Here is a 25969-nt window from a genome sequence, read left to right as displayed (position 1 = left end):
GATCACACCGTGAGCGTGACCCCGATCCGGATCATCGGCGACCCGGTGCTGCGCACCCCCGCCGCCCCCGTCGTCGACTTCGACGCCGAGCTGAGGCAGCTCGTCGTCGACCTGACCGAGACCATGCACTCCGCCGGTGGGGCGGGCATCGCCGCACCCCAGATCGGCGTGGGCCTGCGGGTGTTCACCTGGTACGTCGAGGGCGAGGTCGGTCACCTGGTCAACCCCGACGTGGCGCCGGTCGGCGAGGAGACCGAAGAGGACGCCGAGGGGTGCCTGTCCATCCCCGGCTTCCGCTTCGACTGCCGCCGGCACCTGCACGTCGCCGCGACCGGCTGGAACATGTACGGCGAGCCCATCCGGGTGGAGGGCTCGCACAAGCTGGCCCGCGCCATCCAGCACGAGACCGACCACCTCGACGGGGTGCTGTTCATCGACCGGCTCGACACCGAGGCACGGGCCGCCGCGCTCGAGATCCTGCAGGGCGCCGCGTGGCAGGGCGAGCAGGCCTACCTGCCCTCGGGGGAGCCCATCCCGACGCCCGTGGTGAAGGTGAGCCCGCACTGAGGCTCCTGTTCGCCGGTACGCCGGCGCCGGCCGTTGTCGCGCTGGAGGCACTGCAGGACTCCGACCACGAGGTGATCGCCGTCCTCACCCGGCCCGACGCCCGGTCCGGCCGCGGCCGGAAGACCAGCCGGTCCCCGGTGGCCGAGCGTGCGGATACCGCCGGCATCCCGGTTCTGCAGCCCCGGTCACCGCGGGAGCCGGAGTTCCTCGACCAGCTCGCCGAGCTGGCCGTCGACTGCGCCCCGGTCGTCGCCTACGGCGCGCTCGTGCCCCGCGCGGCGCTCGCGGTGCCCCGGCTCGGCTGGGTCAACCTGCACTTCTCGCTGCTCCCGGCCTGGCGCGGTGCCGCGCCGGTGCAGCACGCGATCATGGCCGGTGACGAGGTGACCGGCGCCGCGACGTTCCAGCTGGAGGCCGGGCTGGACACCGGCCCGGTCTTCGGCGTGGTCACCGAGACCATCGGCGCCCGCGACACCGCCGGCGACCTGCTCGACCGGCTCGCGGAAAGCGGTGCGCGGCTGCTGGTCGCCACTTTGGACGGCCTGGCCGCGGGGACGCTGGTCGCCGAGCCGCAGCCGGCCGACGGGGTCAGCCTGGCGCCCCGCATCGAGACCGCCGACGCGCAGGTCGATTGGGCGCTACCGGCGCACGTGGTCGACCGCCGGGTCCGCGGGGTCACCCCGGTGCCCGGCGCGTGGACGACGTGGCGCGGGGACCGGTTGCGGCTGGGCCCGGTCGAGCCGCTGCCGGCCGCTCCGGGCCTGGCGCCGGGCGAGCTGGCCGTCGGCCCGGACGGCGTGCTGGTGGGCGCTGCCGGGGGATCGGTCCGGCTCGGTCAGGTGCAGCCTGCCGGGAAGACGATGCTCCCGGCAGCGGACTGGGCGCGCGGCGCGCGGCCGGCCGCCGGCGAACGGTTGGGCGCATGACCGAGCGTGCGAGTTCCCGCCCGGGCCGGCCCCGCTCCGGCGGTGAGCGGCCGGCCACCCAGCGCCCACCCGAGCGTCGGCACCGCCCGGTCCTGGACGGCGCGCGGCTCACCGCCTACGACGTCCTGGACGGCGTCTCCAGCCGGGCCGCGTATGCCAACCTGCTGCTGCCCCAGCTGCTGCGCGAGCGGCAGCTCGAGCCTCGCGACGCCGCCTTCGCCACCCAGCTGGCCTACGGCGCGCTGCGGGCCACCGGGACGCTGGACGCGGTGCTGGCCACCCTGGTCTCCCGGCCACTGGCCGAGCTCGACCACAAGGTGCTGGACCTGCTCCGGCTGGGCGCCTACCAGCTGATCGACCTGCGGGTGCCGGCGCACGCCGCGGTCGACACGACGGTGGCGCTCACCCGGGCGATCGTGGGCACGGGCGCGTCCGGGTTGGTCAACGCGGTGCTGCGGAAGGTCGCCGCGGGCGGGGACCGGGAGGCCTGGGTGGCCACGCTGGCCCCGGCCGACGAGGACGGGCGGCTGGCACTGACCACCGACCACCCGCGCTGGATCGTGGAGGCCTGGCGGGACGCGCTGGCCGCCCCCGACGAGATCGACCGGGCGCTGCTCGCCGACGACGCCGCACCCGAGGTGCACCTGGTGGCGCGGCGGGTCGACCGCGACGAGCTGGCGGCCGAGGCCGGCGGCGAACCGGGGCCCTGGTCGCCGTACGCGGTGCGGCTGCACGGCGGCGACCCCGGCAAGCTCGCCGCGGTGCGCTCCGGCGCGGCGGCGGTGCAGGACGAGGGCAGCCAGCTGGCCGCGCTCGCGCTGACCCGGGCACCGCTGGAGGGCTCCGACGTCCGGTGGCTGGACATGTGCGCCGGCCCCGGCGGCAAGGCCGCGTTGCTGGCGGCGGTCCGGCCGGACGGCGTGCACCTGACCGCCGCCGACCGGGCCGAGCACCGCGCCGAGCTGGTCCGCTCCACGCTGGCCGGGGACTCCGACGTCGACGTCCGGGTCACCGACGGAACGCAGCCGGACTGGCCGGCCGGGTCCTACGACCGCGTGCTGCTCGATGCCCCGTGCACCGGGCTGGGCGCGCTGCGCCGCCGGCCGGAGGTGCGCTGGCGGCGGACGGCGGAAGACGTCGCCCCGCTGGCCGAGTTGCAGCGGCAGCTGCTGGACAGCGCGCTGGCCGCCGTCCGGCCCGGGGGAGTGGTGGCCTACGTGACCTGCTCGCCGCACACCGCCGAGACCGTCGAGGTGGTCGACGCCGCTGCCGCGCGGGACGACGTCGAGGTGCTGCCGGTCGCGCCGCTCTTCCCCGAGGTGCCGGGTCTGGCGCGCGGCGACTACGGGCAGCTGTGGCCGCACCGGCACGGCACGGACGCCATGTTTATGGCGCTGCTCCGCCGCACGCGCTGACGGTTCGGTGGGAGGGCGGTTCCGCGGAACCGCCACCCTCGCCGCTGAGCGCTCCCGCAGGCATGCCGGCGCCGTCCTCAGACGAGGAGGGCGGCCACCGGTCCGATGGCGAAGCCCAGCACCGGGCAGACGGCGCCCAGCACGGCCATCCAGCGGACGAACGTCTCCGCCGGCCCGGTGACGGCATCGCGCGGAGTGGGCCGGGCGGACCGGCGGTCCAGCGTCGAGCCTGCCCGGCGAGCCGGAGGGTCAGCACCGCCAGGCCGAGGAAGAACGAGCTGTGCCCGGCCTGTTCCGACCAGCAGGCCGGCTCGCCGTTCCTGACCAGGCTCAACGCCCAGGGCGACACCCTCGCAGGCATCTACTACACGGTCATCTCGACCACGCACGACGAGGTGGTGACGCCGTACCAGAGCCAGTTCCTGGCCGGTCCGCGCAGGCAGGTCACCAACATCCTCGTCCAGGACAGGTGCCCGGACGACATGGTCGAGCACGACCAGACACCCAACGACCCAGTGGTTCACCAGTTGGTGCTCGACGCGCTGCGGCACAACACCGGGCCCGCTGATCCCGCGTACCAGCCGGCCTGCGTCTGAGGAGCTGCCGGGTGACCGGCCAGCTGGACGTCCCGCGGGAACGCAGTCCCGCGGAGCCGCCGTCATGGGCAGGCTCGTCGACGGTTCCGCGGAACCGTTCTCCAGCCGGGACCTGCCGGTCAGGCGGGCGTCGCTGACGGCGGTGGTCCGCCGTACCGGGGAGTGACCCGGCGGGGATGCCCGGCGCCCCACCTACGATCACCGGGTGTCCCGGCAACCGATGATCGCGCCCAGCCTGCTGTCCGCGGACTTCGCCCGCCTCGCCGACGAGGTGCAACGGGTCGCGACGGCCGACTGGCTGCACGTCGACGTGATGGACGCGCACTTCGTGCCGAACCTGACCCTCGGCCTGCCCGTGGTCCAGGCGATCCAGGCGGTCAGCCCGATCCCGCTGGACTGCCACCTGATGATCGAGGACCCGGAGCGCTGGGCGCCGGGCTACGCCGAGGCCGGTGCCCGCAACGTCACCGTGCACGCCGAGGCCTGCCCCGACCCCCGCGCCGTCGCGCGGGACCTCCAGGCCGCCGGCGCCCTGGCCGGGCTGGCAATCAAGCCGGGCACCCCCCTGGATGCCTACCTCGACGTCCTGACCGACTTCGACACCCTGCTGGTCATGACCGTCGAGCCCGGCTTCGGTGGCCAGTCCTTCATGCCCGAGGTGCTGCCCAAGGTCCGGGAGGCCCGCCGGCTGGTGGCGACCGGTCACCTGCAGCTGTTCCTGGAGGTCGACGGCGGGATCAACGCCGACACCATCGCCGAGGCCGCCGAGGCCGGGGCGGACGTCTTCGTCGCCGGGTCGGCCGTCTACGGCGCCGCCGACCCCGCGGCCGCGATCGCCGGCCTGCGCGCGCAGGCCGCCGCAGCGCGCGGATGACGGTCACGTCCGCCGAGCGGGCCGCGATGGCCCGCGCCCGCGAGCTGGGCCTGCGGGTGCTGGGCACCACCAGCCCCAACCCGGCCGTGGGTGCCGTCGTCCTGGACAGCGCCGGCACGGTCTTGGGAGAGGGGGCGACCTCCCCGCCCGGCGGTCCGCACGCCGAGGTGCACGCCCTGGGCCAGGCCGGCGACCGCGCCCGCGGGGGCACCGCGGTGGTCACCCTGGAGCCCTGCGCGCACACCGGCCGCACGGGGCCGTGCGCCGACGCGCTGCTCGCCGCCGGGGTCGCCCGGGTCGTCGTCGCCGTCCGCGAGCCCACCCAACTGGCCGGCGGGGGCGCCGCCCGCCTGCGCGCCGGCGGGGTGGACGTCGAACTCGGGGTCGAGCAGTCCGCCGCCGAGGCGGGCGCGCTCGGCGCCTGGCTCACCGGCGTCCGCGAGCGCCGCCCACAGGTCGTGTGGAAGGTGGCGACCACGCTGGACGGCCGGGTCGCCGCCGTCGACGGCACCAGCCGCTGGATCACCGGACCGGTCGCGCGCGCCGAGGTGCACCGGCTGCGGGCCACCTGCGACGCGGTCGTCGTCGGCTCCGGAACGGCGCTGGCCGACGACCCCCAGCTGACCGTGCGCGACGCCGGGGGCCGCCCGGCCGAGGCCCAGCCGCTGCGCGTCGTCGTCGACCGCCGCGGCCGGCTGCCGGCCACCGCCCGGGTGTTGGACGATGCCGCGCCCACCCACGTCAGCCGGGCGGGTACGCCCGCCGCCCTGCTGGCCGAGCTGTTCGACCGGAACGTCCGCCGGGTCCTGCTCGAGGGCGGCCCGACCCTGGCGGCGGCCTTCCTGGCCGCCGGGCTCGTCGACGAGGCGGTCGTGCACCTGGCGCCGCAGCTACTGGGGGGCGGTCCGGCCATGGTCGGTGACTTGGGAATCTCCACGATGAGCGCGGCGCTGCACCTGCAGTTCCTCGACGTCACCTTGATGGGCGGGGACGTGCAGGTCCGACTGCGGCCCACCCGGCACACTGGTGCCGGTACCGCGGGAGCGGACCCGACCGGAGGAGGGAGCTGACGTGTTCACCGGCATCGTGGAGGAGGTCGGCACCCTGGTCGCCCGGAAGGACGCCGCCGACAGCGCCGTGCTGAGCATCCGCGCACGCAGGGTCCTGGAGGGCGTGGCGCAGGGTGACTCGATCTCGGTCAACGGCGTCTGCCTGACCGTAACCGGCGTCGAGCCGGACGACGCCGGCACCGCCGTCTGGAGCACCGACGTGATGGCCGAGACGCTGCGCCGCAGCAGCCTGGGCTCGACCGGCAGCGGTGACCGGGTCAACCTCGAGCGCGCCGTCACCGCGACCACCCGGCTCGGCGGGCACATCGTGCAGGGCCACGTCGACGGGGTCGGCACCGTGGTCTCCCGCACCCCGGGCCAGCAGTGGGAGGTCGTGCGCATCGCCGTTCCGGCCGATTTGGCCCGCTACGTGGTGGAGAAGGGCTCGATCACCGTGGACGGCGTCTCGCTGACCGTCAGCGCGCTGGCCGACCACCCCGAGCCCTGGTTCGAGGTCAGCCTCATCCCGACGACCCTGCGGGAGACCACCCTGGGTGAGCGCGCCCCCGGGGACCTGGTCAACCTGGAGGTGGACGTCATCGCCAAGTACGTCGAACGACTGTTGGGAGCACGCCGGTGAGCTGGCAGCTGGACACGATCGAGAGCGCGATCGCCGCGATCAAGGACGGCCGTGCGGTCGTGGTGATCGACGACGAGGACCGGGAGAACGAGGGCGACCTCATCTTTGCCTCCGAGCTCGCCACGCCCGACATGGTCGCCTTCATGGTCCGATACACCTCGGGCTACATCTGCGTCGCGGTCACCGAGGACGACGCCGACCGGCTGGACCTGCCCCCGATGTTCCGGGTCAACCAGGACCGCCGCGGCACGGCGTACACCGTGACCGTCGACGCCCGCGAGGGCGTGACCACCGGCATCTCCGCCTCGGATCGGGCGACCACCATCCGCACCCTGGCCTCGGCCGAGTCGAACTCCGCCGACCTCGCCCGGCCCGGGCACATCGTCCCGCTGCGGGCCAAGGATGGCGGCGTGCTGCGCCGCCCCGGCCACACCGAGGCCGCCGTCGACCTGGCCGTGCTGGCCGGGCTGCGTCCGTCCGGGACGCTGTGCGAGGTCGTCAGCGAGAAGGACCCCACCGGCATGGCCCGCGGTGACGAGCTGCGCGTCTTCGCCGACGAGCACGACCTGGTGATGATTGCCATCGCCGACCTGATCGCCTACCGCAAGCGCTTCGACAAGCTGGTCGAGCGGGTCGCCGAGGCCCGGGTGCCGCTGCGGCCCGGTGAGTTCACCGCGGTCGGCTATCGCAGCTCCTACGACGACCGCGAGCACGTCGCCTTCGTCTACGGCGACCTCGGCGACGGCGACGACGTGCTGGTCCGCGTGCACTCCGAGTGCCTGACCGGCGACGTCTTCGGCTCGCTGCGCTGCGACTGCGGACCGCAGCTGGAGGCCGCGCTGGTCGCGGTGGCCCGGGAGGGCCGGGGCGTGGTGCTCTATATCCGTGGCCACGAGGGCCGCGGAATCGGCCTGCTGCACAAGCTGCAGGCCTACCAGCTGCAGGACAGCGGCGCGGACACCGTCGACGCCAACCTCGACCTCGGCCTGCCCGCCGACGCCCGCGACTACGGGACCGGTGCGCAGATCCTGGTCGACCTGGGCGTGCGCACCATGCGTCTGCTCACCAACAACCCGGCCAAGCGCGCCGGGCTGGAGGGCTACGGTCTGAAGATCACCGGCAGGGTCTCCCTGCCGACGCACGTCACCGCGGAGAACGTCGGCTACCTGCGCACCAAGCGCGATCGGATGGGGCACCTCTTGGAGATCATCGAGCCGGACGGCGCCCTCGCCGTCCCGCCCAGCGACATCCCCGTGCGGCACGACGAGCAGCCCGTATGAGCGGGCTTGCGAGCTCTTCCAGGTGCACAGCAGTGGCACGAATGCGATCGACGGGCGCCAGCGAGGAGAACTCATGAGTGGGGGAGGGGCTCCGCACCTGGAGCCGGTGGACGCCGCGGGCCTGACCCTGGGCATCGTGGCCGCCAGCTGGCACGCCGACATCACCGACTCGCTGCTGGCCCGTGCGGTCGCCTGTGCCGAGGCCTCAGGCGTGCAGTCGCCGACCGTCGTCCGGGTGCCCGGTGCGATCGAGCTGCCAGTGGTCGCCCAGGCGCTGGCCGCGACCCATGACGCAGTGGTCGCCCTCGGCGTCGTCGTCCGCGGCGGCACGCCGCACTTCGAGTACGTCTGCGACTCGGTCACCGCCGGCCTCACCCGGGTCTCGCTGGACGCCGGCACGCCGGTGGGCAATGGCGTGCTGACCACCGAGGGCGAGCAGCAGGCCCGCGACCGTGCCGGCATGGACGACTCGGCCGAGGACAAGGGCTGGGAGGCCACGGCCGCAGCTCTGGCCACCGCCCTGGTGCTGCGCCAGCTGCGGGCGCCGCGGGGCACCACCGGCTTCACCGCCGTCCCGGCCGACGCCCGGGAGTCCGGCGCGTGAAGACGTTCGACCAGCTGTTCGCCGAACTGACCGAGAAGGTGGCCGCCGGCGACCCGACGTCCGGAACGGTCAACGCCGTCCGGGACGGCGTGCACGCTGCGGGCAAGAAGGTGGTCGAGGAGGCGGCGGAGTCCTGGATGGCCGCCGAACACGAGGGCGAGCAGCGCACCGCCGAGGAGATCAGCCAGCTGCTCTACCGGGTGCAGGTGCTCATGCTGGCCCGGGGACTGAGCCTGGACGACGTCTACGCTCACCTCTGATCCGCCCCACCCCGCCTGTCCCGAGGAGCTGTCCAGTGCTGCGCGTCGCCGTCCCGAACAAGGGCGTCCTTAGCGAGCCGGCCGCCGCCATGCTGGCCGAGAGCGGCTACCGGCAGCGCCGCAGCACCAAGGACCTCGCGGTCTACGACCCCGACAGCGACACGGAGTTCTTCTATCTGCGGCCGCGGGACATCGCCGTCTACGTCGCCGCCGGCACGCTGGACGTCGGCATCACCGGCCGGGACATGTTGCTGGAGACCACGCCGTCCGACGGTGAGGGCCCCGCCGCGGCCGAGGTCATGCAGCTGGGCTTCGGCCGGTCGTCCTTCCGGTTCGCCAGCCCGGTCGACTCCTCGATCGAGGGGCTCGAGCAGCTGGCCGGCACCCGCATTGCCACCGCCTACCCGGGCCTCCTGCAGCGCTACCTGGACGAGGCCGGCATCAAGGCCGGCGTGGTCAAGCTCGACGGCGCGGTGGAGACCGCCTGCCGGCTGGGTGTCGCCGACGCCGTGTGCGACGTGGTCGAGACCGGGACGACGCTGCGGGCGGCCGGGCTGCGGATGATCGGTGCGCCGGTGCTCGCCAGCGAGGCGATCCTGGTGCGCCGGGCCGGCGCGGAGGAGGACCCGGCGGTGGCGCAGTTGATGCGGCGCCTGCGCGGGGTGCTGGTGGCCCGGCGGTACGTGCTGCTGGACTACGACTGCCCCAACGATCTGCTGCAGCGGGCGACGGCGATCACCCCGGGGCTCGAGGGCCCGACGATCAGCCCGCTGCACACCGAGGGCTGGTCCGCCGTCCGGGCGATGGTCCGCCAGGACGAGACCAACCGGCTGATGGACGAGCTGTGGGACCTCGGCGCCCGAGCGATCCTCGTGACCAGCATCCACGCCTGCCGCATCTGACCAGGGCCGCAGACTGCGCGGGTGACCGGCCGGTGGCACGGCAGGGCCGTGGACCTGCAGCTGTTCCGGACCGATGCCTGCCGCACCGGCCAGTGGGATGCTCTCGGCCCGCTGCTGCCCGGCCCGGTGAACTGACGCCCGCGCAACTGACTGACAGCCTGGACGGGTGACCGACCGAGCCGTCGAGCTGATCCGTGCCCCCGCCCTGACCGACCAGGTGCCCTACGCCTACGCCGCCGGAGCGGCCGCGGGTGCGCGGCTCGTGGTGACCGCGGGGGCGTGCCCGCTCGACGAGGCGGGGCGCACGGTTGCACCCGGGAACGTCGCGGCGCAGGCGGAGCAGGTGATGGCCAACCTGACGACGGCGCTGGCCGCCGGCGGCGCCGGGCTGGCCGACGTGCTCGCCACGACGGTGTACGTCGCCAGCGCCGACCGCCGGGACCTGGTCGCCGCCTGGGACGTCGTGCGCCGCGTCTTCGCCGACCACGACGCTCCCAGCACCCTGCTCGGCGTCACAGTGCTCGGCTACCCCGACCAACTGGTGGAGGTACAGGCGGTCGCCGCGCTGCGTTGAGCCCGCTGGTCAGCGCGGGCGGGTGGTCCGGTCGACCAGGTCGATGGCGGTGCACAGGCCCAGGGCCAGGGCGCGCCCGCTGGTGGAGCCGGTGGCCAGCAGCGCGCGGATCGCCGGGGCAAGCGCGCCGTCGCCGACCAGCCCGCGGAGCACCGCGGCGAACTCGCCACTGACCCGCCCGGCGGCCGCGTGGCGGAGCAGGGCCCGGGACAGCTCGGTGGTGCGGCCGGCGGCCAGCGAGGTCACGCCGAGCGCGAACCGTTCCGCGGCCGGGTGGCCGAGCAGCACCAGGCCGGCGGTGGTGCCGGCCAGCACGTCGTCGCCTGCCGGGGTGAGCCCGGGGCCCAGGCCGATCAGTCGGGTCGCGGTGCGCAGGGCCGCGTCCAGGTCGGCCCGGCGGACGGCGCCGCGCAGCGCGGCCAGCGGCCCGCTGGGCCCGCTGGGCAGGCCGGGCAGGGCGAAGGCGCTGTGCGGCACGCCCTCGCCGTAGACGGCGGACCGCAGCTGGCGGACGCCCTCGGGCAGCAATGCGGGGTGTGCCGTGGGTAGTTTGGGCCGAGGGTCCCACCAGGCCGCCGCGCTCACGGTCAGGTCGCCCACGGTGACCCGGCCGCCGCCGACCAGGGCGCGTGCACCGCTGGGCACCGACACCAGGGGGCGGCCGTTGGCCGGGCGGAAGAGCACGCAACCCAGCGGCAGCCGGGCGGCGTCGGAGGTGAGGACGCCGACCACGTCGGTGCCCTGCGGGGTCTGCACGGTGAGGTAGACGGCGGCGGGCACCGACAGCAGCACCCGCGCCTCGCGCACCGGTCCGCGCAGCAGCTCGGCCACCCCGGTGCTGGCCTGGGTCGGGACGGCGCCGGCCGGCCCGCGGGCGCCGGCGCTGACCTCTGCGGTGGCGGGCGCACCGGACAGCAAGATCGTAGGGACGCCGGCCCGCGCTGCGCGCCCGCCACGGGCCACCTGCTGGTCGGCCCGGCCCTGCCCGCTGGTGCTCTCGTCGATGGTGCGCATGCGTGCCTCCACTTACCATCCGCCCCGGACACAGCGCCGGACTCCGAACCTAGATGGCGCGTCGTCCGCGTCTGTATGGCGATTCTCGCCAACGCTGACTTCTCCCGTCTAGGGATGTCTGACAGAATCGCGTCGACGATGTCCCGAACGGGGCACTTGGGGGAACGTAGAGTGACTGAGCGTGAGGCGTCCGTGAGCATCGCTCCATACCGCGACCGGATTGCTACGCGAAGTCCGGTGCCTGCATCGATGGAGCCGGTGCTGTCGCAGGTCCCACCGGCCGACCGAAGCGCGCTGCAGGACAGCATGGGCCTGGCGGTCGAGCAGGTGCTCACCCTGCCCGGGTTGATCGGCACCGTGGTGGTCGGCGGGGCCAGCGGTACCCGCCGCGTCGTCCGGCACGTGGTGGTCGACGACCCGGTCGACCCGCTGTCCGGCGCCGGTCCCGACGTGCTCGTCGTGCTGGGCAGCCAGCTGCCCTCGGCCGACGCGGCGCACTCCCGGGCGCTGGTGGAACGGTTGCACCGCGGCGGCAGCGCGGCGCTGGCCTACCGCGCCCGGCCTGGTCAGGAGCCTGCCGACCTGCCGCCGGACCTCCCGATGGAGGTCCTCGCGGAGGCCGACCGGCGCGGGTTCCCGGTGATCGCACTGCCCTCGACGGCCCGGCTGGACGAGGTCGTGGCCGAGGTCCTCGGCGCCATCATCGCCCGGCAGACCCAGGCGCTGAGTCTGGCCAACCGGATGCACAACCAGTTCATCGACGTGGCGCTGTCCGGCGGTGGGCTGGTCGAGGTGACCGGGCAGGTGTCGACCTTCCTCGACGGCGCCGCCGTGCTCGGTCTGGGTCCCGATCGGGAGGTCGCCACCAGCGCCGGCCCACCGGCGGACGTCGAGGAGATCCGCGACTGGTTGTGGCTGCTCGACGCCGCCGCCGACGACGCGTTCGCCGACCTGACGCCCTCCCGCCGGCTCTCGGGTAACCGCGCCGACCAGAGCGTCGTCACCCCGGCCGAGGTGCTCGCCGACGCCGACCTGTCCCCGGCCGACGGCATCCTCCTGGTGCCCGGGCACCACGAGCTTCCCGGCGGTCGCGGCGAGTACGCCGTCGCCCCGGTGATGGCCGGCGACCAGCGGCACGGCTGGCTGGTCGCGGTCAACCGGCACGGCCCGATGTTGGTCGGCGCCGGCGTGGTGCTCGAGCAGGCCGCGGTCATCGCCGCGCTGTCGGAGATCCGGCACCAGGCCGTGCACTCGGTCGAACTGCGCTTCCAGGGCGATCTGGTCCGCCGGCTGGTCGGTGGCTCGATGCGGCACACCGAGCGGGTGCTGGCCTACACGCGGTCGTTCGGGTGGCGGCTGGACGGGCCCGTCGTCGTCCTGGTGACCGCCACCGAGACGGTCGACTCCGGCGGCGACCCGACCCGCGCCCTCGACGTGCTGGACCGGTTGGCCGATGGCTGGCGGGCCGCGGTCGAGAGCGAGGTCTCCGGTGCCGCGGTTGCGGGGCTGGCCACCGAGATCGTCACCGTGCTGCCGCTGGACGGTCGGACGCCGGAGGAGCTCTCCGCCCTGGTGGCCGCCGTCACCGCGCGGGTCAACGGGCGGCTGCGCCGGGTGGGCCGGCTGCTGGGCACCGGGATCGGCCGGCCGGCCGAGGAGCTGTCCGGGTTGTCGGACGCCTACCAGCAGGCGCAGCGCGCGCTGGTGGTCGGCCAGGAGATCCGCGGCGGGCACGCGGTGACCCACTTCGACCAGCTGGGCGTCTTCCGGTTGCTGTCGCTGATCCCCGACAGCAACGAACTGCGCTCCTACGTCGACGAGGTGCTCGGCCCGTTGGCCGACTCCGGCGACGCGGACTCCACCGATCTGCGCGACACCCTGCGGGTGCTGCTGGAGACCAACCTCAACGTGGCGGAGTCCGCCCGCCGGCTGCACTTCCACTACAACACGATGCGGTACCGGATCGGGAAGCTCGAGCGGCTGCTGGGCCCCTTCACCACCGACCCGACGCTGCGGCTGAACCTGCTGTTGGCGCTGCACGCCGCCCGGATGCGCGGGCTGGACCAGTCGCACCGGCCGCCCCTGGAGCACGTGCCCACCCCGCTCGTCGACGACGGGCTCGAGCAGCTCGTCTGACCAGGTCCGTGCAGTCGAGGAGGAACGCATGAGCGAGAGCACGCACCCGCTGGGCGGCAAGGTCGCCCTGGTGACCGGGGCATCGTCCGGCATCGGCGAGGCGACCGCACTCGCGCTGGCCGAGGCCGGCGCCGCGGTGGCGATCGGCGCCCGACGGAAGGACCGGCTCGATGCGCTCGCCACGAAGCTCCGGGACGGCGGGGCTCGGGTGTTGCAGCTCGACCTCGACGTCACCGACGAGCAGGCGTGCTCGACGGCGGTGGCCCGGACCCGGGAGGAACTCGGCGGTCTCGACGTCCTGGTCAACAACGCCGGGGTGATGCTGCTGGGCACGATCGTCGGCGCGGATCCCGAGGACTGGCGGCGGATGCTGCACACCAACGTGCTCGGCCTGATGTACATGACCTCCGCGGCGATCGAGGGCATGGTCGAGCAGGGGGCCGGCGACGTCGTCAACATCTCCAGCGTCGCCGGGCGGACCGCCCGCAAGGGCGCGGGGGTCTACAACGCCAGCAAGTGGGCGGTGAACGCCTTCAGCGAGTCACTGCGCCAGGAGGTCACCGGGCGCGGGGTGCGGATCGGGCTGGTCGAGCCCGGGGCAGTGGCCACGGAGCTGTCCAGCCACATCACCCAGCCCGCCGCCAGGCAGGCCTCGCACGAGAGCGCGGCGAGCATGCGCACCCTGCAATCGGAGGACATCGCCCGGGCGGTGCTCTACCTGGTCACCCAGCCGCCGCACGTGGCGGTCAACGAGATCCTGGTGCGGCCCACCGACCAGGAGCGCTGAGCCGGGGCGGCACCGCGTCGTCCCTGCCGTTGCTCGCAGCTGGACGGACAGCCCCGGTGCGTCGTCCGGAAACACTCGCCTACGGGTTCCCGGCGTGCACATCTCTCCGCCGCCGGGCCGCACCGGTCTGGCCGTCGTCTTCTCCGTGCTGGCCTGGGCGTCGGCGTTCATCGGCGTCCGCGCGGTGGCCGGTGGGCTGGTCTGCCTGGCCGGCGTCGCGCTGTCCCGCCGCCGGGAGCGGCCGCGGACCCCGACAGCAGCGCCGGTGCCGCTTTCCCAGGAGGCCGGCCCGGCGGCCTGAGGCCGGGGGCGGTGCTCAGTCCTTGCGGCGGCGGGGGGCCCAGGGGTCCTCGGGGTCGAAGTCGTCGTCGGCCTCGGCATCCGCGTCGTCCGTCGCCCGGGATGGGACCGGTTGCTGGTCGCGGCGGCTCGCGGCCGCCTCGAGCGCGGCATCGCGCTCGACGGCCTGCTGGGCGCGGGCCAACCGGGCGTCCTCGCGCAGCTGGCGGCGCGTCGGCGTCCCGTCGGCCTTCGTCAGCGCCAGCCAGTCGTCCTTCTGCCGCCACAGTGCGACCCCGGCGATGGCCAGCCCGATCGGCTGCACGTAGCCGGCGACGCGCTCCATGCCGCCCTCGCCAAGGCTGAGGAACACTGCGGAGCCGAAGAACACCGTGCCGACGACGCCGATGAGGCCGAGCACCGCCAGGGTCGTGCCGAGCCCCTCGGAGCGGGGTCGGGCCGCGTAGGCCAGCGCGATGAGCCCGACGGCGCCGGCGACGAAGTGCACCGTGGCGCCGACCTGGTGGGCGGTGGCGTTGCCGTCGGAGGGGAACAGCCCCACCGCCAGCACGCCCGCGCCGGAGGCCACCAGCAGCACCCGGGCCAGGCGGCCGCCGAGGCCGGCCAGGCCCGGACCCAGCAGCAGCGCCCCGGCGGCGATGAGTACGCCCTGGGCGATGAACGAGGCGTTCATCAGACCGGCGGCCGGCGAGGTCGCCGTCCCGAGGTCGCTGATCACGTCCACCGAGTAGGAGTAGCTGCCGTACTGCAGCGCCGCGATCGCCTCGACGACGAAGAACTGGAGGGTGAGCAGCCAGGCCAGCCCGCCCCATCGATACCGGTGCTCGTCCACGAGGAGTCATCGTCCCAGCTCTCGCTGTGCCGGGGCGGGGGAGTGGCCGGGCACACGGCAGAGTGCTCTCGTGACGATTCGCTCGATCCTGCTGTTCCTGCTGGCCGCCGTGCTGGAGATAGGCGGTGCCTGGCTGGTCTGGCAGGGCCTGCGCGAGCACCGCGGCTGGGTCTGGGTGGGCGCCGGTGTGGTGGCCCTCGGCCTCTACGGCGCCGTCGCGACCCTGCAGACCGGGGCCCCGTTCGGCCGGGTGCTCGCCGCCTACGGCGGGGTCTTCATCGCCGGGTCGCTGGTGTGGGCGGCGGTCGCCGACGGGTTCCGTCCCGACCGCTGGGACGTCGCCGGCGCGCTGGTCTGCCTGGCCGGCGTCGGGCTGCTGATGTACGCCCCGCGGGGCGCGTGATCGTCGAGGCAAAGGAAGCTCTACGCCCGCTCGAGCCCGCAAAAGTGGGTGGAAAGCTTCCTATGCCTGGGGTCCGGCGAGCGCGAGGACGGCGGCGTACTGGGGCGCCGACAGCCACGAGGGGTTGCTACCGGCCGGCATCCGCAGCACCTCCGCCTTCCGGGCGACCGGATCGGCGAGCAGCTCCACCCGCGGCACCGGGTCGGTCAGCAGGCGCCAGCGCACCGGCACCTCGGGGCCGCCGGGCGGGTCGGTCACCGGGCCGGTCAGCGCGCCGAGGGCGTGCACGCCGGGGGCGTCCCGGCCGCTGACCCACAGCAGGCACGGCTGGCCGGGCGTCATGAGCTCGAGCCGGTAGGAGCGGCGCACGCACCGGGTCAACGCCGCCTCGGCGCCCGGCGCCCATGCCGGCACCAGCGCGGCGGCCGGCCGGCTGCTCTTGAGCACCCAGCAGGCGACGTCCGCGGGGGTCAGCTTCGTCACTCCGTCCTCCGTCCGGGCACCGCCATCCTCCCCGTGCAGCAGGCTTGAGGGATGCGACGGGGCGGTGCCGGCCGGCCGGCACCGCCCCGTCGTACGCGCCCCGGTCAGTCGATCGCGGCGTGTTCTTCGGCCCCGGCCGGATTGGCGTCGTCGGAGCCGACGGCCTGCCGCTCCTGCTCGGTACGGTGCTCGAGCGCCCCCTCGGACAGGTGCGGGTCCTTGGCGTGCTCGGACCGGTCGCGCGGAGCGGACTCGGTCGGGGTCATCACGTCGTCGAGCGTCGGTTCGTCCGGGGTGGTCATCGTTGTCCTCCGCTCTCGCGGCCCGCATGGGTGCGGGCCCTCGGGTGTCCGGGTAGCAGCCGGCCGCCGTCCTAACCGGATCAGCCCTGCTTGAGCTGCTCGGCGGGCAGCCACGCCTCCACCAGCACCGGGCCGTGCGCGCCGACCACCGTGTAGGCGACCCGCCCGTGCCAGCCGTCGCCGCGCTGCCGCCACTCGACGAGCAGGCCGGGCCAGATGCCGGGGGCGTCGGGTGGGTCGCGGACCCAGCAGTGCCGGCCGTGCCCCTCCGCGGCCGGCCGCCGGGGCTCCTCCTGGGCCGGCCGGGGCGCGACCCCGGAGCCGGCCGCGCGGTCGGCCAGCGACAGTCCGTGCTGCCCCCGCTGCATGCCGCCCGCCACCGACAGAGCATTGCACGGGAATCGAACGCACGTTCGAGTGACACGGACGGCGGTGACCGCGCGTGCCCGCCTCAGGACGGCGGTGTCAGCTCGGTTCCAGGGCGTACTGCTGCTCCACCTGCCAGTGCTCCACCTGCCAGGGCCGGCTGGGCAGCGGCTGACGGGGCCCGGTCAGCGCGAAGCCGCAGCGCAGGTACAGCCGGCGGGCGGCCTCGTTCTCGCCCACGAGCCAGAGGTACAGCCGAGGCGCGCACTGCTCCCGCGCCCAGTCGACGACGCCCTCGACCAGCCCCGCCGGCCACCCCGCGCCCGCGGCCGGCGGGGACACCCACATGCTCACCAGGTGGTGCTCGACGCGGTGTCGGATGCCGCGGGCCACCCCGACCGGCACGCCGTCCACCCAGGCCAGCCGCTGGCCACCCGGCCGCAGCCGCGCCCGCCAGTCCTCCTCCCCGAACCCCTGCTCCACCGCCAGGGAGGAGTCGAAGGCGTCCGGGGCGTCGGCGAGTGCGGCCAGCCGGAGCGCGCGCAGGACCGGCCAGTCGTCCGCCGTCGCGGCGGTGACGGTGAGCCTCGCGGTCACTTCTTCTTGGCGGCCTTCCCCTTCGGCGCCTTCTTCTTCTGGGGCCTCTCGGGGTGCAGGCCCCCGGCGAGGACCGCCGCGACCGCCTGGACGCCGGCGTGGGCGGCGAGCTCCTCGACCGGGACCGGCAGCGGCAGGCACCAGTTGGGGCGCTCGTTCGCGCCGGGCATGTTCGGCCGGCGCTCCACGGCCAGCGCGTCGTCCAGCGTCGCCGACAGCAGGGTCGACGGCGCGGTGGCCAGCGACCGGTGGGCGGCCTGCACCGCATCGGCGGGAGAGGCGTCGGCGGGCACCCCGGAGAGGTGCTCGAGCAGCGAGGCCCGGCCCCGCTCGAGTTCCTCGTCGCTGCCCAGCCCGTGCTCACGCTGCTCGGTCAGGTCCGACCCGGTCCACAACCCGGTCACGGTCGGCAGGTCGTGGGTGGTGATGGCGGCCATCGCCTCGGCGGGCCACTGCGCGGGGTCGTCGTCCTCGAACCACAGCAGCTTGTAGGACAGGATCCCGTGCTCGGCCATGGCCTCCCGGACGCCGTCCTCGACCGTGCCGAGGTCCTCACCGACCACGATCGCCTCGGCGCGGTGGCTCTCCAGCGCGACGATGTCCAGCAGGTCCTCCGACGGGTAGCGGACGTAGGCGCCGTCGGCGGCAGAGCCCGCAGACGGCACCCACCACAGCCGGAACAGCCCCATCACGTGGTCGACCCGCAGGCCGCCCGCGCCGGCCATGGTGGCCCGGATGGACTGGATGAACGGCTCGTAGTCGGCTGCCTGCAGCCGCCACGGCACCAGCGGCGGCGAGCCCCAGTCCTGGCCCAGGCTGTTGAAGGCGTCCGGCGGCGCGCCGACGCTGACGCCGTCGGCGAGCACGTCCTGCCACGCCCAGGCGTCGGCGCCGCCGCCGGCCACGCCGATCGGCAGGTCCTGGATGACGGTGATGCCCTCGGTGGCCGTGCGCAGCTGCAGGTCGACGACCCACTGCAGCCAGGCGTGGAAGGCGACCTCGGTCTCGGCACCGGCGACGAAGTCGGCGACCGCCGAGCCCCGCGGGTCCCACAGCTCCGCCGGCCAGCTGTGCCAGTCCGGGCCGTGGACGTCGGCGATCGCGCACCAGGTGGCCCAGTCCATGAGCGACTGGCCCTGGTGCCACCACCAGTCGCGGAAGGCCGATTCATCGGACCGGGCGTCGAAGACACGCCGCAGGACCCGGCGCTTGTGTGCCCAGACGGCGTCGCGGTCGATCAGGTCGCCCTCGGACAGGGCGCGGCCGGTGGTGTCCTCGGCGTCCCGGACCTCGACGCCGGGGATCTCGCTGATGCGCAGGTAGATCGGGTTACGGAAGCGCCGGGTGGCCGGCAGGTACGGGCTGGCCTCCTGCTCGGGCGTGGGCGCGACGGCGTGCAGCGGGTTCACCAGCACGAACCCGGCACCCTCGGACTGGGCCAGCTCGCGGACGGCGCGCAGGTCGGCGAGGTCACCGATGCCCCAGCTGCCCCGGCCCCGGGTGGCGTACAGCTGCACTGCCCAGCCCCAGGCGCGCCAGCCCTCGGGCAGCCAGCAGCGACCGGGGGAGACGATCAGCCGCCGGTCGTGGCCGTCGGGGGTGCGCAGCCGGTGGTAGCCCAGCGGAAAATCCTCGGGCAGGTTGCCGGCGACGTGCCGGATCTCGCCGTCCTCGCAGGTGATCTCGGCCTCGGCGACCTCCAGGGGGTCACCGGGGCGGGCCACGATCGGTGCGGTCTCCAGCAGGTCGGCCGGGGGCTTCCCGATGACCTGCCGCATCGTGGCGATCGTCTCCTCGGCGACCGCGTGTTCTTCGTCCAGGGCGTCGAGCCAGCTGGCGTCGATGCCCCAGTCGTCCATCGTCGGCTTCGGTGTCGCGGGCGTTGCCGGCGTGCTCGTCACCCCTCGATCCTCGCCGTTGGCCGGGCACATCGCCGGATGGGGGCCCGACTGCGCGTGGCGTCACACCCGGAGGGGTGCGCCGTTAGGCTGCCGTCGGACCGTGACTGGCGCTGCAGGTAGGACACCACCGGGAAGCGGTCCCGTCGTCCCGACGTCCGCCGCGCGCCTGGGCTCCGCCTTGTCCGAGGAGAGCCCGTGACCACGACGTCCCCCCACCGGACTGCCCGCCTGCTCCCCGGCCGGCCCGTCGCCGAGGCGGTGTTCGCCGAGGTGGCCGGCGAGGTCCGGCGGCTGCGCGGCCGGGATCGCGCCGAGCCTGGCAACGGTCCTGGTCGGCGACGACGAGGCAAGCGCCGGGTACATCCGGGTCAAGCAGCGCACCGCCGAGGACCTCGGCTTCGTGTCTCCGCACGTGCACCTGCCGGCCGACGCCCGCCAGGCAGACCTGCACCGCGCCATCGCCGACCTCAACGACGACCCCACCGTCCACGCACTGCTCGTCCAGCACCCGCTGCCGGCGCACCTGGACTTCGATGCCGCGCTGGCCACCGTCGACCCGGACAAGGACGTCGACGGCATGCACCCGCTCAACCTCGGCCGGCTCGCCCTCGGCCGGCCCGGGCCGCGGCCGTGCACGCCCGCCGGCATCGAGGCGCTGCTGGCCCACCACGGCGTCCCCGTCGCCGGCCGCGAGGTCGTGGTGCTCGGCCGGGGAGCGACCCTGGGCCGTCCGCTGGCGATGCTGCTGGCGCAGAAGCGGCCCACCGCCGACGCGGCCGTGACCGTGGTGCACACCGGCGTCGCGGACTGGCCGCGCTACACCCGCCGGGCCGACGTCCTGGTCGCCGCCGCGGGGTCCCCGGGCCTCGTGCAGCCCGAGCACGTCAAGCCCGGCGCCGTGGTCGTCGGCGGTGGCGTGCGCTACGCGGGCCGCCGGCTGCTGCCCGACGTCGACGAGGCCTGCGCGCGGGTGGCGTCGGCCATCACGCCGCGGGTCGGTGGGGTGGGGCCGACGACGGTCGCCATGCTGTTCCGCAACGCGGCGCACGCCGCCGCGGCCGCTGCCGGGAGGGACGGAACGGTCGGTACGGCCCCCTAGCCTGCGCGACCGTGACCGAACCGGAGTTCCTGCGCACCACCCGGGCGGCTTTCGACGCCGTCGCGGCCGACTACGCCGCCACCTTCTCGGGCGAGCTCGCCGGCCGGCCGCTGGACCGGGCGCTGCTCGGCGCCTTCGCGGAGCTGGCCCGCGCCCGGGGGCCGATCGCCGACCTCGGCTGCGGACCGGGTCACGTGACCGCACACCTGACCGGCCTGGGCGCCGACGCCTTCGGGGTCGACCTGTCGCCGGGGATGGTCGAGGTGGCCCGGCAGGCGTACCCGGGCGTGCGATACGAGATCGGTTCCATGACCGGGCTGGACCTGCCGGACGACGGCCTGGGCGGCGTGCTGGCGTGGTACTCGATCGTCAATCTGGCCGCCGAGCAGCTGCCGGCCGTGTTCGCCGAGTTCCGGCGCGTCCTCGCCCCCGGCGGCTGGCTGCTGCTGGCCTTCCAGACCGGCGACGGGAGCCGACATGCCACCGAATGGTTCGGCCATCCGGTCTCCCTCGACCTGTACCGACGGCCCGCGGAGCTGGTGGCCGGGCTGCTCGGGCAGGCCGGGTTCGTCGTCTCCGCCCAGCTGGTGCGCGAGCCCGAGGTGGGCAGCAGGGAGAAGGGGCCGAGGGCGCACCTGCTGGCGCGGGTGGCGTAGGCCGCGGACGACCTGTGCCTTTCGCGACCGCCCGTTCGCTTCATCCTGGTGCCCGTGTCGGGAACGTGGTCACGACCGACGGGACGGACCCGCCGGGCAGGACGGGAGGGAGGGCTGACATGCCGGGAGGGGTAGGCCCCTCCGTCGACCGGGTCTTCTGGTCGGTGGGACGTCGAGTGCTGGCGATGTACCCCGGTGACGAGGAGGGACGAATGCTGCGATCCCCCGGGCTCACGACGTCCGGAAGGTTCTACGCCTTCGCCACCGCCACCGACCTGGTGGTCAAGCTCCCCTCGGTCCGGGTCCATGAACTCGTCCACAGCGGCCGCGGCCTTTCCTGCGCACCGCGGCCGGGACGGCCCATGAAGGAGTGGGTCCGCATCCCCTCGCCGGAGGAGGAGTCCTGTCTGTCCTACCTTCTCGAGGCGCGGACCTTCGTCTCGGCAGTCGCCGGGAACAGGCGGGGCTGAGCGCCTTGACCAGACATGAACATCACGCGGTAGCCACCACACACCACGCCCGGGGTCGTGACCCCGGGCGTATGTGGTCGCTCCTCGCAGACTCTCTGGCACGTGCGACGCGCCGCACCGGAATGGTGCCTTGATGGCTTCCGACTGATGTGCCGATGTCTCGCCTACTTGATACAGACCCAGTCGAGGATGGCCATGACGCTCGCACCGCTGCTCGTACTCCTGCTGCTCGTCGGCCTGGTCTCAGGACTGACCGCGCTCCTCGTGCGCCAGTCCGCAGGAGGCGAGGAAACGACGGTCGCCGAGGCGCGGCAGTACGCCGCTCGGACCTCTGCAGCCGCCGTCGCGGTGGGTCTGTGCGCCGCGGTGGCCGCCGGCTTCGCAGCGATGCTCCCGGTGGTGTACGGGGTCGCGATGGCCGGGCGCGCCGGCGTGGCCGCGATGATGCTGCCGCTGGCCTTTGGAGTCGCCCACACCGGCACCGTCCTGGTCGGAGAGCTGACCTGGCCCCGGCCCGGTGGAGTGGTTCGACGCGCCCGGTTGGCGCACCGCGGTCTGCTGCACTCCGTACCGGCGTGGCTGCGGCGGTCGGCTGCCGCGACGCTGGCCGCCGGGGTCGCCCTCATCGCGGTGGGCGCGGCGGTAGCCGACCCTTACGGCCGCAGCGTCACGGTCCGTGCCGGCGGTGGGCTCGTGGAGGGAGCTGCCTCCCCGTTCGTGGGCAGCGGATACGGAGTGCCGGCCCTTGTGGGCCTGGCCTGCCTCGTAGCGCTGACCCTCGCCGCCCTGTGGGTGGTGGCCAACCGTCCAGCGGTTGTCACCGACCACGAGGAGGTGGAGGCAGCACTCCGCCGGGCCTCCGCCCAGCGGGTGCTCCGCGGATCGACCACTGCGGCGATGGTCGTGGTCGGCGGGCTGTCGGCGGTCAGTGGGCTCGCGGTCCGTAGCGCATCGACCGGCGCAGCCGAGACCGCGCGGCTCAACGAGCTACCCGTCGGTGTCGCAGCTTCCGTCCTGCCGTGGGTGGGCGGGGCACTCGCGGTCGTCGGAATGGGAAGCGCCCTGGCCGGGGTGGCGGTCTTCCTCGTCCGCACCCCTGCCGTGCCGGCTGAGCCCGTCGCCGCGGGTCAGTGAGCCGCGTGGACGTTGCCGTCGACCTCGCCAGCCCGACGCCGCCCTACGAGCAGATCCGCGCCCAGATGGCCGCGGTCATCGACAGTGGTCAGCTCGACGCGGGAACCCGCCTGCCCACCATCCGGGCGCTCGCCGCCGACCTCGGCGTCGCAACGGGCACTGTGGCACGCGCCTACCGCGAGCTCGAGACCGCCGGACTCGTCGCCAGCCGACGCCGGCTGGGCACCGTGGTCACCGGGCCATCGACACCGGCGACCGCATCCGTCGACGTGCGGCAGGCTGCCACCGAGCTCGCCACCCGCGCCCGTCGAGCCGGGATGAGCGAAGAGACGACCATCTCCCTCCTGCGCGCTGCACTCGTCGCTGTCCGTGCCTGACGTTGTCCGTGCCTGACGTTGTCCGTGCCTGACGCTGGGACGGCGTCGTCGAGGGAGTCGCCGGGAACCGCACATTGCAGCGCCCGGATACCGGCGTTACTGGTCCGGTCTGGCGGGAGTGCGCTCCGGGCCGACCGACGTCCGCGGGACCCGGCCGAGCACCAGCACGCCGGCGCCGGCCAGCACGACGGTGAGCAGGGCGGTGCGTAGGCCGGCGGCGTCGGCCACCAGCCCGATCAGCGGCGGGGACAGCAGGAACCCGATGCGCATCAGCCAGTTCGAAACGGCCAGGCCGGTGCCGTGCGGCAGGCCGGACGGCGCGTCCGCGGCCGCGAACACCGCCGGGATCAGCGTGGCCACTCCCAGCCCGGCCAGCGCGAAGCCGGCCAGGGTGGCCGGCACCGACGGGAACGTGAGGGCCAGCCCCATGCCTCCGGCGATCGCCACGCCGCCGGCGCGGGCCACCCGGCGCTGGCCGAAGCGGTCGACGACGCGGTCCCCGGTCAGCCGGCCGATCGTCATAGCGGACTGCAGGGCGACGAACCCCAGTCCGGCGACGGCCGCGCCGGCCCCGAGGTCGTTGCGCAGGTACAACGCGCTCCACGAGGCGCCGGCGTCCTCGACGAACGCGCCGCAGACGACGAGGACGCCCAGGGCGCCCAGCATCGGGACGGCGGCCCGCCGGACACTGCCGCGCCCCGCGGCGGCGTCCCCGGAAGTGGCGTGCCCCGGAGCGGCGTCGCCCGGCAACCGGTCGGGTGCCCGGTCGGCGGTGTCCGACCCGGGGAGCATCAACCGGGCGCTCAGCAGGGCGAGCACGCTGAAGACGGCCGTTGAGACCGCCAGATGGACGGCGAGGGGCACGCCGAGGCCGGCGGCCGCCGAACCCAGCAGCCCGCCGGTGACCGCGCCGATGCTCCAGACGCCGTGGAAGGCGTTGAGGATCGACCGGCCGTAGTGCCGTTGCAAGCGCAGACCGTGGGCGTTCTGCGCCACGTCGACCACCGCGTCGAGGGCGCCGCCCACCAGCAGCGCGGCGGCGAGCACCCACCAGGCGGGTGCCACGGCCGCAGCCCACAGCGCCACGGCGAGCAGCACGAGCCCGGAGGAGGCCAGCCGGGCGGACCCGAACCGCCGGATCAGCGCCCCGGCCGACAGCGCGGCCAGCAGCGACCCCAGTGGAAAGGCGGCCAGTGCAGCGCCGAAGGCCGCGTTGCTGAGGCCCAGGCGGTCCTTGACCTCGGGGTAGCGGGGCACCAGGTTGGCAAAGAGAACGGCATTGGTGAAGAAGCACGCGGCCACCCCGGCGCGGGCCCGGCGGAGTGCCGGGAGGGCGGGTGCCTGCAGGTCAGTGGCCATCGAGGACCCGGGCCACGATCTGCCGGGTTTCCTCCCGCCGCGGCTGTCCGGTGGAAAGGATCTTGTGTATCACCAGGCCCTCGATCAGGCCGTCGACGCCCCGCGCGGTGACCTGGTCGACGATGCGCTCCAGCACGGCCCGGCTGGCCCCCATCCAGGACTCGGTGACCGCCCGCAGCTCCGGGTTCCGGAGGGCGGCCAGGTAGAGCTCGTAGGCCACCGCCCAGTCCCGGTCGTCGGCACCGGCGTTGCCGTGTACCAGGTCGGTAACGGCGTCCAGCAGCTCCTCGCGGGTGGACACCCCGGCGAAGTGGGCCTCGTAGACCGCTGCCATCCGGGCGGCGTGCCGGGCGAACGCCTGCGCGCGCAGGTCCTCCAGGCCAGTGAAGTGGTAGGTCAGCGAGCCCAGCGGGACGTCGGCGGCCGCGGCGATCCGCCGATGGGTCGTGCCGGCGACACCGTGGTCGGCGATCACGTCGATGGCGACGTCGACGAGCCGGTCGCGACGCTCGGGATCGTGCCGCCGGACGGCCGCCGGCGCGGAATCGGCAGCGGCGCCGCTCATCCGTCGATCCGCCGGATCACCCGGGCCGGATTCCCGACCGCGACGACCCCGGCGGGGAGGTCCCGGGTCACCACGGAGCCGGCGCCCACCACGGTGTCCGCGCCGATGGTCACCCCGGGGCAGACGATCACCCCGCCGCCGAGCCACACGTTGTCCTCCAGGACGATGGGCGCCGACCCCTCCCACTTGTCCCGCCGGGGGCGGGGCTCGAGCGGGTGGGTGGCGGTGAGCAGCTGGACGTTCGGGCCGATCTGGACGTCGTCCCCGATGGTCACCCGCGCGACGTCCAGGCTGATGAGCCCCCAGTTGGCGAAGGTCCGCGCCCCGACGGTGGTCCGGTACCCGTAGTCGCAGTGGAAAGGGGGCCGGATCTCGCTGCCCGGGCCGAAGGCGCCGAGCAGCTCTTCCAGCACGGCGCGCTTGCCGGGCCCATCGGTGGGGTCCATCGAGTTGTACCGGAGGGTCAGCGACTGGGCCCGGCCGTTCTCGCGGGCCAGGTCGGGGTCATCGGCGATGTAGGCGTCGCCGGCGAGCATCCGGTCCCGCATCGTCCTGCTGTCGTCGTCCATGCGTACGACCGTACACAGTCAGCGTACGTCCGTACGCATCAGCCGGAGGGCAGCAGGACGAGGTCGACGTCGTAGCCGGCGCACCTCGCCCCGCCCGTGTCGTCGCAGGGCTCGTCGTACGCGCTGCCGAGCACCTCCACCGCAGCTGCACCGGTGGTGCGGTGAGCGGGATGGTCACGGTGGTGCGGAACGACCCGTCCTCGGCGACCGGTTCGATACCCAGCTCGACCGGGTCGCCGCGGCCCAGCAGCTGCAGCACCAGGGTGTACTCGGCTCCCGACGGATAGCTGGCATCGCACTCGAACGGCGGGCTGGAGAGCGTGAACGCGCCCCCGACCGGCACCTCCGACGGGCCGGCGGAGAGCCGGGACGGCAGGCATCGGTGCAGGGCGGCGCCGTCGACCGTGCACCCCGAGAGGACCGTGCACCCCGAGAGGCACGCTGCCGCGGTGACGGCGATGAGCGCCGCGCCGAGCGCCCGGGTGCGCCTGACGGGGAGCATGCCGCACGCGGGTACCGGTCAGGTGCGGGTGCCGCGCCCGAGGCTCCAGACCATCACCCAGGCCGCCCCGACGGTGAGCACCATCGCCCCGGGTACGTGCACCCACAAGGTGTCGCGGCCGCCGGTGGCGGCCTGGACGAACGTCAGCACGAAGACGACCACCGCCAGGACGGCGGCCCACGGAGGAGCTGCGGAGCGGCGCCAGAGCAGGACGGCGGCGATCGCTGTGAGCCCGCTGAGCACGTGCAGGACGATCGCCCCGCCGGCGTGCAGCTCCTCGGGTCCGCCCTGCGGGAACAGCTGGCCGGCAGTGACGAACTGGAACGCCAGGCTGACCACCGTCAGGACGGCGGACATGCGCAACGCGCGCTGCAGGGTGTCCGGGGAGGTGGTGCCGAGGGTGGCGGCGCGCGTGGTCATGGGTCCTCCG

The 25969-nt window shown here is 74.5% G+C and carries 32 protein-coding genes; 21 read left to right on the top strand and 11 right to left on the bottom strand.

Annotated elements, in window-relative coordinates:
• The first annotated feature begins 9 nt into the window (after positions 1-9).
• The 12 genes from def (at position 10) to BLW04_RS02755 (ending at position 9687) form a co-directional block, all read left to right on the top strand.
• Entirely contained in the window at positions 10-567 is a 558-nt protein-coding gene (gene def, locus BLW04_RS02810; RefSeq protein ID WP_091537095.1) for a peptide deformylase, read from the top strand.
• Positions 492-1493, top strand: coding sequence for a methionyl-tRNA formyltransferase (gene fmt / locus BLW04_RS02805; protein ID WP_254780986.1), 1002 nt, complete (start codon positions 492-494; stop codon positions 1491-1493). The genes def and fmt overlap by 76 nt, the downstream gene beginning before the upstream one ends.
• A complete protein-coding gene (locus BLW04_RS02800) occupies positions 1490-2908 on the top strand; it encodes an RsmB/NOP family class I SAM-dependent RNA methyltransferase (protein ID WP_091537092.1) in 1419 nt (472 codons plus the stop codon). The genes fmt and BLW04_RS02800 overlap by 4 nt, the downstream gene beginning before the upstream one ends.
• Positions 2909-2970: 62 nt before the next feature.
• Positions 2971-3504 (top strand): alpha/beta hydrolase family protein, encoded by a 534-nt coding sequence (locus BLW04_RS27335; protein WP_217630810.1) that lies wholly within the window; start codon positions 2971-2973, stop codon positions 3502-3504.
• Between the two features lie 205 nt (positions 3505-3709).
• The gene (gene rpe / locus BLW04_RS02790; protein WP_254780984.1) at positions 3710-4378 is read left to right on the top strand and encodes a ribulose-phosphate 3-epimerase; all 669 of its coding nucleotides are present in this window, start codon (positions 3710-3712) and stop codon (positions 4376-4378) included.
• The gene (gene ribD / locus BLW04_RS02785; RefSeq protein WP_091537086.1) at positions 4375-5448 is read left to right on the top strand and encodes a bifunctional diaminohydroxyphosphoribosylaminopyrimidine deaminase/5-amino-6-(5-phosphoribosylamino)uracil reductase RibD; all 1074 of its coding nucleotides are present in this window, start codon (positions 4375-4377) and stop codon (positions 5446-5448) included. The genes rpe and ribD overlap by 4 nt, the downstream gene beginning before the upstream one ends.
• 1 nt (position 5449) lies before the next feature.
• Positions 5450-6067 carry a riboflavin synthase gene (locus BLW04_RS02780; protein WP_091537084.1) on the top strand — a complete coding sequence of 206 codons (618 nt, stop codon included), beginning with the start codon at positions 5450-5452 and terminating at the stop codon, positions 6065-6067.
• Positions 6064-7347, top strand: a complete 1284-nt coding sequence (locus BLW04_RS02775; protein ID WP_091537081.1) for a bifunctional 3,4-dihydroxy-2-butanone-4-phosphate synthase/GTP cyclohydrolase II — start codon at positions 6064-6066, stop codon at positions 7345-7347. The genes BLW04_RS02780 and BLW04_RS02775 overlap by 4 nt, the downstream gene beginning before the upstream one ends.
• Before the next feature lie 73 nt (positions 7348-7420).
• Positions 7421-7951, top strand: coding sequence for a 6,7-dimethyl-8-ribityllumazine synthase (gene ribH, locus BLW04_RS02770; protein ID WP_091537078.1), 531 nt, complete (start codon positions 7421-7423; stop codon positions 7949-7951).
• The gene (locus BLW04_RS02765) at positions 7948-8211 is read left to right on the top strand and encodes a phosphoribosyl-ATP diphosphatase (RefSeq protein ID WP_091537075.1); all 264 of its coding nucleotides are present in this window, start codon (positions 7948-7950) and stop codon (positions 8209-8211) included. The genes ribH and BLW04_RS02765 overlap by 4 nt, the downstream gene beginning before the upstream one ends.
• Positions 8212-8246: 35 nt before the next feature.
• Positions 8247-9113 carry an ATP phosphoribosyltransferase gene (hisG, locus tag BLW04_RS02760; protein WP_091537072.1) on the top strand — a complete coding sequence of 289 codons (867 nt, stop codon included), beginning with the start codon at positions 8247-8249 and terminating at the stop codon, positions 9111-9113.
• Positions 9114-9279: 166 nt separating this feature from the next.
• On the top strand, positions 9280-9687 hold the full coding sequence (locus BLW04_RS02755) for a RidA family protein (protein WP_217630809.1): 408 nt from the start codon (positions 9280-9282) through the stop codon (positions 9685-9687).
• Between the two features lie 9 nt (positions 9688-9696).
• Here BLW04_RS02755 and BLW04_RS02750 read toward each other — a convergent pair whose 3' ends face one another.
• A complete protein-coding gene (locus BLW04_RS02750; RefSeq protein WP_091537069.1) occupies positions 9697-10701 on the bottom strand; it encodes an oxamate carbamoyltransferase subunit AllH family protein in 1005 nt (334 codons plus the stop codon).
• A gap of 237 nt (positions 10702-10938) precedes the next feature.
• On the opposite strand from BLW04_RS02750, the gene BLW04_RS02745 reads away from it, so the two are divergent.
• The 3 genes from BLW04_RS02745 to BLW04_RS27330 all read left to right on the top strand — a co-directional run bounded on the left by BLW04_RS02745 (position 10939) and on the right by BLW04_RS27330 (position 13925).
• A complete protein-coding gene (locus BLW04_RS02745) occupies positions 10939-12837 on the top strand; it encodes a helix-turn-helix domain-containing protein (protein WP_254780983.1) in 1899 nt (632 codons plus the stop codon).
• Positions 12838-12865: 28 nt separating this feature from the next.
• A complete protein-coding gene (locus BLW04_RS02740; protein WP_091537064.1) occupies positions 12866-13624 on the top strand; it encodes an SDR family NAD(P)-dependent oxidoreductase in 759 nt (252 codons plus the stop codon).
• A 94-nt stretch (positions 13625-13718) separates the two neighbouring features.
• Positions 13719-13925, top strand: a complete 207-nt coding sequence (locus BLW04_RS27330) for a hypothetical protein (RefSeq protein WP_091537062.1) — start codon at positions 13719-13721, stop codon at positions 13923-13925.
• A gap of 15 nt (positions 13926-13940) precedes the next feature.
• On the opposite strand, the gene BLW04_RS02730 is transcribed toward BLW04_RS27330, so the two are convergent.
• Entirely contained in the window at positions 13941-14756 is an 816-nt protein-coding gene (locus BLW04_RS02730) for a DUF998 domain-containing protein (RefSeq protein WP_091537059.1), read from the bottom strand.
• A 70-nt stretch (positions 14757-14826) separates the two neighbouring features.
• On the opposite strand from BLW04_RS02730, the gene BLW04_RS02725 reads away from it, so the two are divergent.
• Entirely contained in the window at positions 14827-15159 is a 333-nt protein-coding gene (locus BLW04_RS02725) for a YnfA family protein (protein WP_091537056.1), read from the top strand.
• Between the two features lie 60 nt (positions 15160-15219).
• Here the strand turns inward: BLW04_RS02725 and BLW04_RS02720 are convergent, their stop codons facing one another.
• The 5 genes from BLW04_RS02720 to malQ form a co-directional block, all read right to left on the bottom strand.
• A complete protein-coding gene (locus BLW04_RS02720) occupies positions 15220-15642 on the bottom strand; it encodes a hypothetical protein (RefSeq protein ID WP_091537054.1) in 423 nt (140 codons plus the stop codon).
• Between the two features lie 104 nt (positions 15643-15746).
• Positions 15747-15944, bottom strand: a complete 198-nt coding sequence (locus BLW04_RS02715) for a hypothetical protein (protein WP_091537051.1) — start codon at positions 15942-15944, stop codon at positions 15747-15749.
• 80 nt (positions 15945-16024) lie between these two features.
• Positions 16025-16312: a hypothetical protein gene (locus BLW04_RS02710; RefSeq protein ID WP_091537325.1), complete on the bottom strand. Its 288-nt coding sequence runs from the start codon at positions 16310-16312 to the stop codon at positions 16025-16027.
• Positions 16313-16409: 97 nt separating this feature from the next.
• Complete coding sequence (locus BLW04_RS02705) at positions 16410-16907, bottom strand: GNAT family N-acetyltransferase (protein WP_091537048.1); 498 nt, start codon at positions 16905-16907, stop codon at positions 16410-16412.
• Entirely contained in the window at positions 16904-18808 is a 1905-nt protein-coding gene (malQ, locus tag BLW04_RS02700) for a 4-alpha-glucanotransferase (protein WP_254780982.1), read from the bottom strand. Before malQ ends, BLW04_RS02705 begins: the two co-directional genes overlap by 4 nt.
• 220 nt (positions 18809-19028) lie before the next feature.
• On the opposite strand from malQ, the gene BLW04_RS02695 reads away from it, so the two are divergent.
• The 5 genes from BLW04_RS02695 to BLW04_RS02675 all read left to right on the top strand — a co-directional run bounded on the left by BLW04_RS02695 (position 19029) and on the right by BLW04_RS02675 (position 22544).
• Complete coding sequence (locus BLW04_RS02695; RefSeq protein WP_371327765.1) at positions 19029-19907, top strand: bifunctional 5,10-methylenetetrahydrofolate dehydrogenase/5,10-methenyltetrahydrofolate cyclohydrolase; 879 nt, start codon at positions 19029-19031, stop codon at positions 19905-19907.
• An 11-nt stretch (positions 19908-19918) separates the two neighbouring features.
• Positions 19919-20563: a class I SAM-dependent DNA methyltransferase gene (locus BLW04_RS02690; protein ID WP_091537043.1), complete on the top strand. Its 645-nt coding sequence runs from the start codon at positions 19919-19921 to the stop codon at positions 20561-20563.
• A gap of 119 nt (positions 20564-20682) precedes the next feature.
• The gene (locus BLW04_RS02685; protein WP_139306707.1) at positions 20683-21033 is read left to right on the top strand and encodes a hypothetical protein; all 351 of its coding nucleotides are present in this window, start codon (positions 20683-20685) and stop codon (positions 21031-21033) included.
• Between the two features lie 195 nt (positions 21034-21228).
• Entirely contained in the window at positions 21229-22167 is a 939-nt protein-coding gene (locus BLW04_RS02680; RefSeq protein ID WP_091537038.1) for a hypothetical protein, read from the top strand.
• Positions 22168-22172: 5 nt separating this feature from the next.
• Positions 22173-22544, top strand: a complete 372-nt coding sequence (locus BLW04_RS02675) for a GntR family transcriptional regulator (RefSeq protein WP_254780981.1) — start codon at positions 22173-22175, stop codon at positions 22542-22544.
• A gap of 96 nt (positions 22545-22640) precedes the next feature.
• Here BLW04_RS02675 and BLW04_RS02670 read toward each other — a convergent pair whose 3' ends face one another.
• From BLW04_RS02670 to BLW04_RS02655, 4 genes are all read right to left on the bottom strand, one after another.
• Entirely contained in the window at positions 22641-23903 is a 1263-nt protein-coding gene (locus BLW04_RS02670; protein ID WP_091537033.1) for an MFS transporter, read from the bottom strand.
• Complete coding sequence (locus tag BLW04_RS02665) at positions 23893-24468, bottom strand: TetR/AcrR family transcriptional regulator (RefSeq protein WP_091537030.1); 576 nt, start codon at positions 24466-24468, stop codon at positions 23893-23895. Before BLW04_RS02665 ends, BLW04_RS02670 begins: the two co-directional genes overlap by 11 nt.
• Positions 24465-25037, bottom strand: a complete 573-nt coding sequence (locus BLW04_RS02660) for a sugar O-acetyltransferase (protein WP_091537027.1) — start codon at positions 25035-25037, stop codon at positions 24465-24467. Before BLW04_RS02660 ends, BLW04_RS02665 begins: the two co-directional genes overlap by 4 nt.
• A 520-nt stretch (positions 25038-25557) precedes the next feature.
• Entirely contained in the window at positions 25558-25959 is a 402-nt protein-coding gene (locus BLW04_RS02655) for a hypothetical protein (protein WP_091537025.1), read from the bottom strand.
• Positions 25960-25969: the final 10 nt, after the last annotated feature.

Source organism: Modestobacter sp. DSM 44400 (assembly GCF_900107175.1).
Lineage (GTDB): Bacteria > Actinomycetota > Actinomycetes > Mycobacteriales > Geodermatophilaceae > Modestobacter.
Note: the sequence above shows the minus strand (reverse complement) of the source record. Positions and strands in the feature narration are given on the sequence as shown.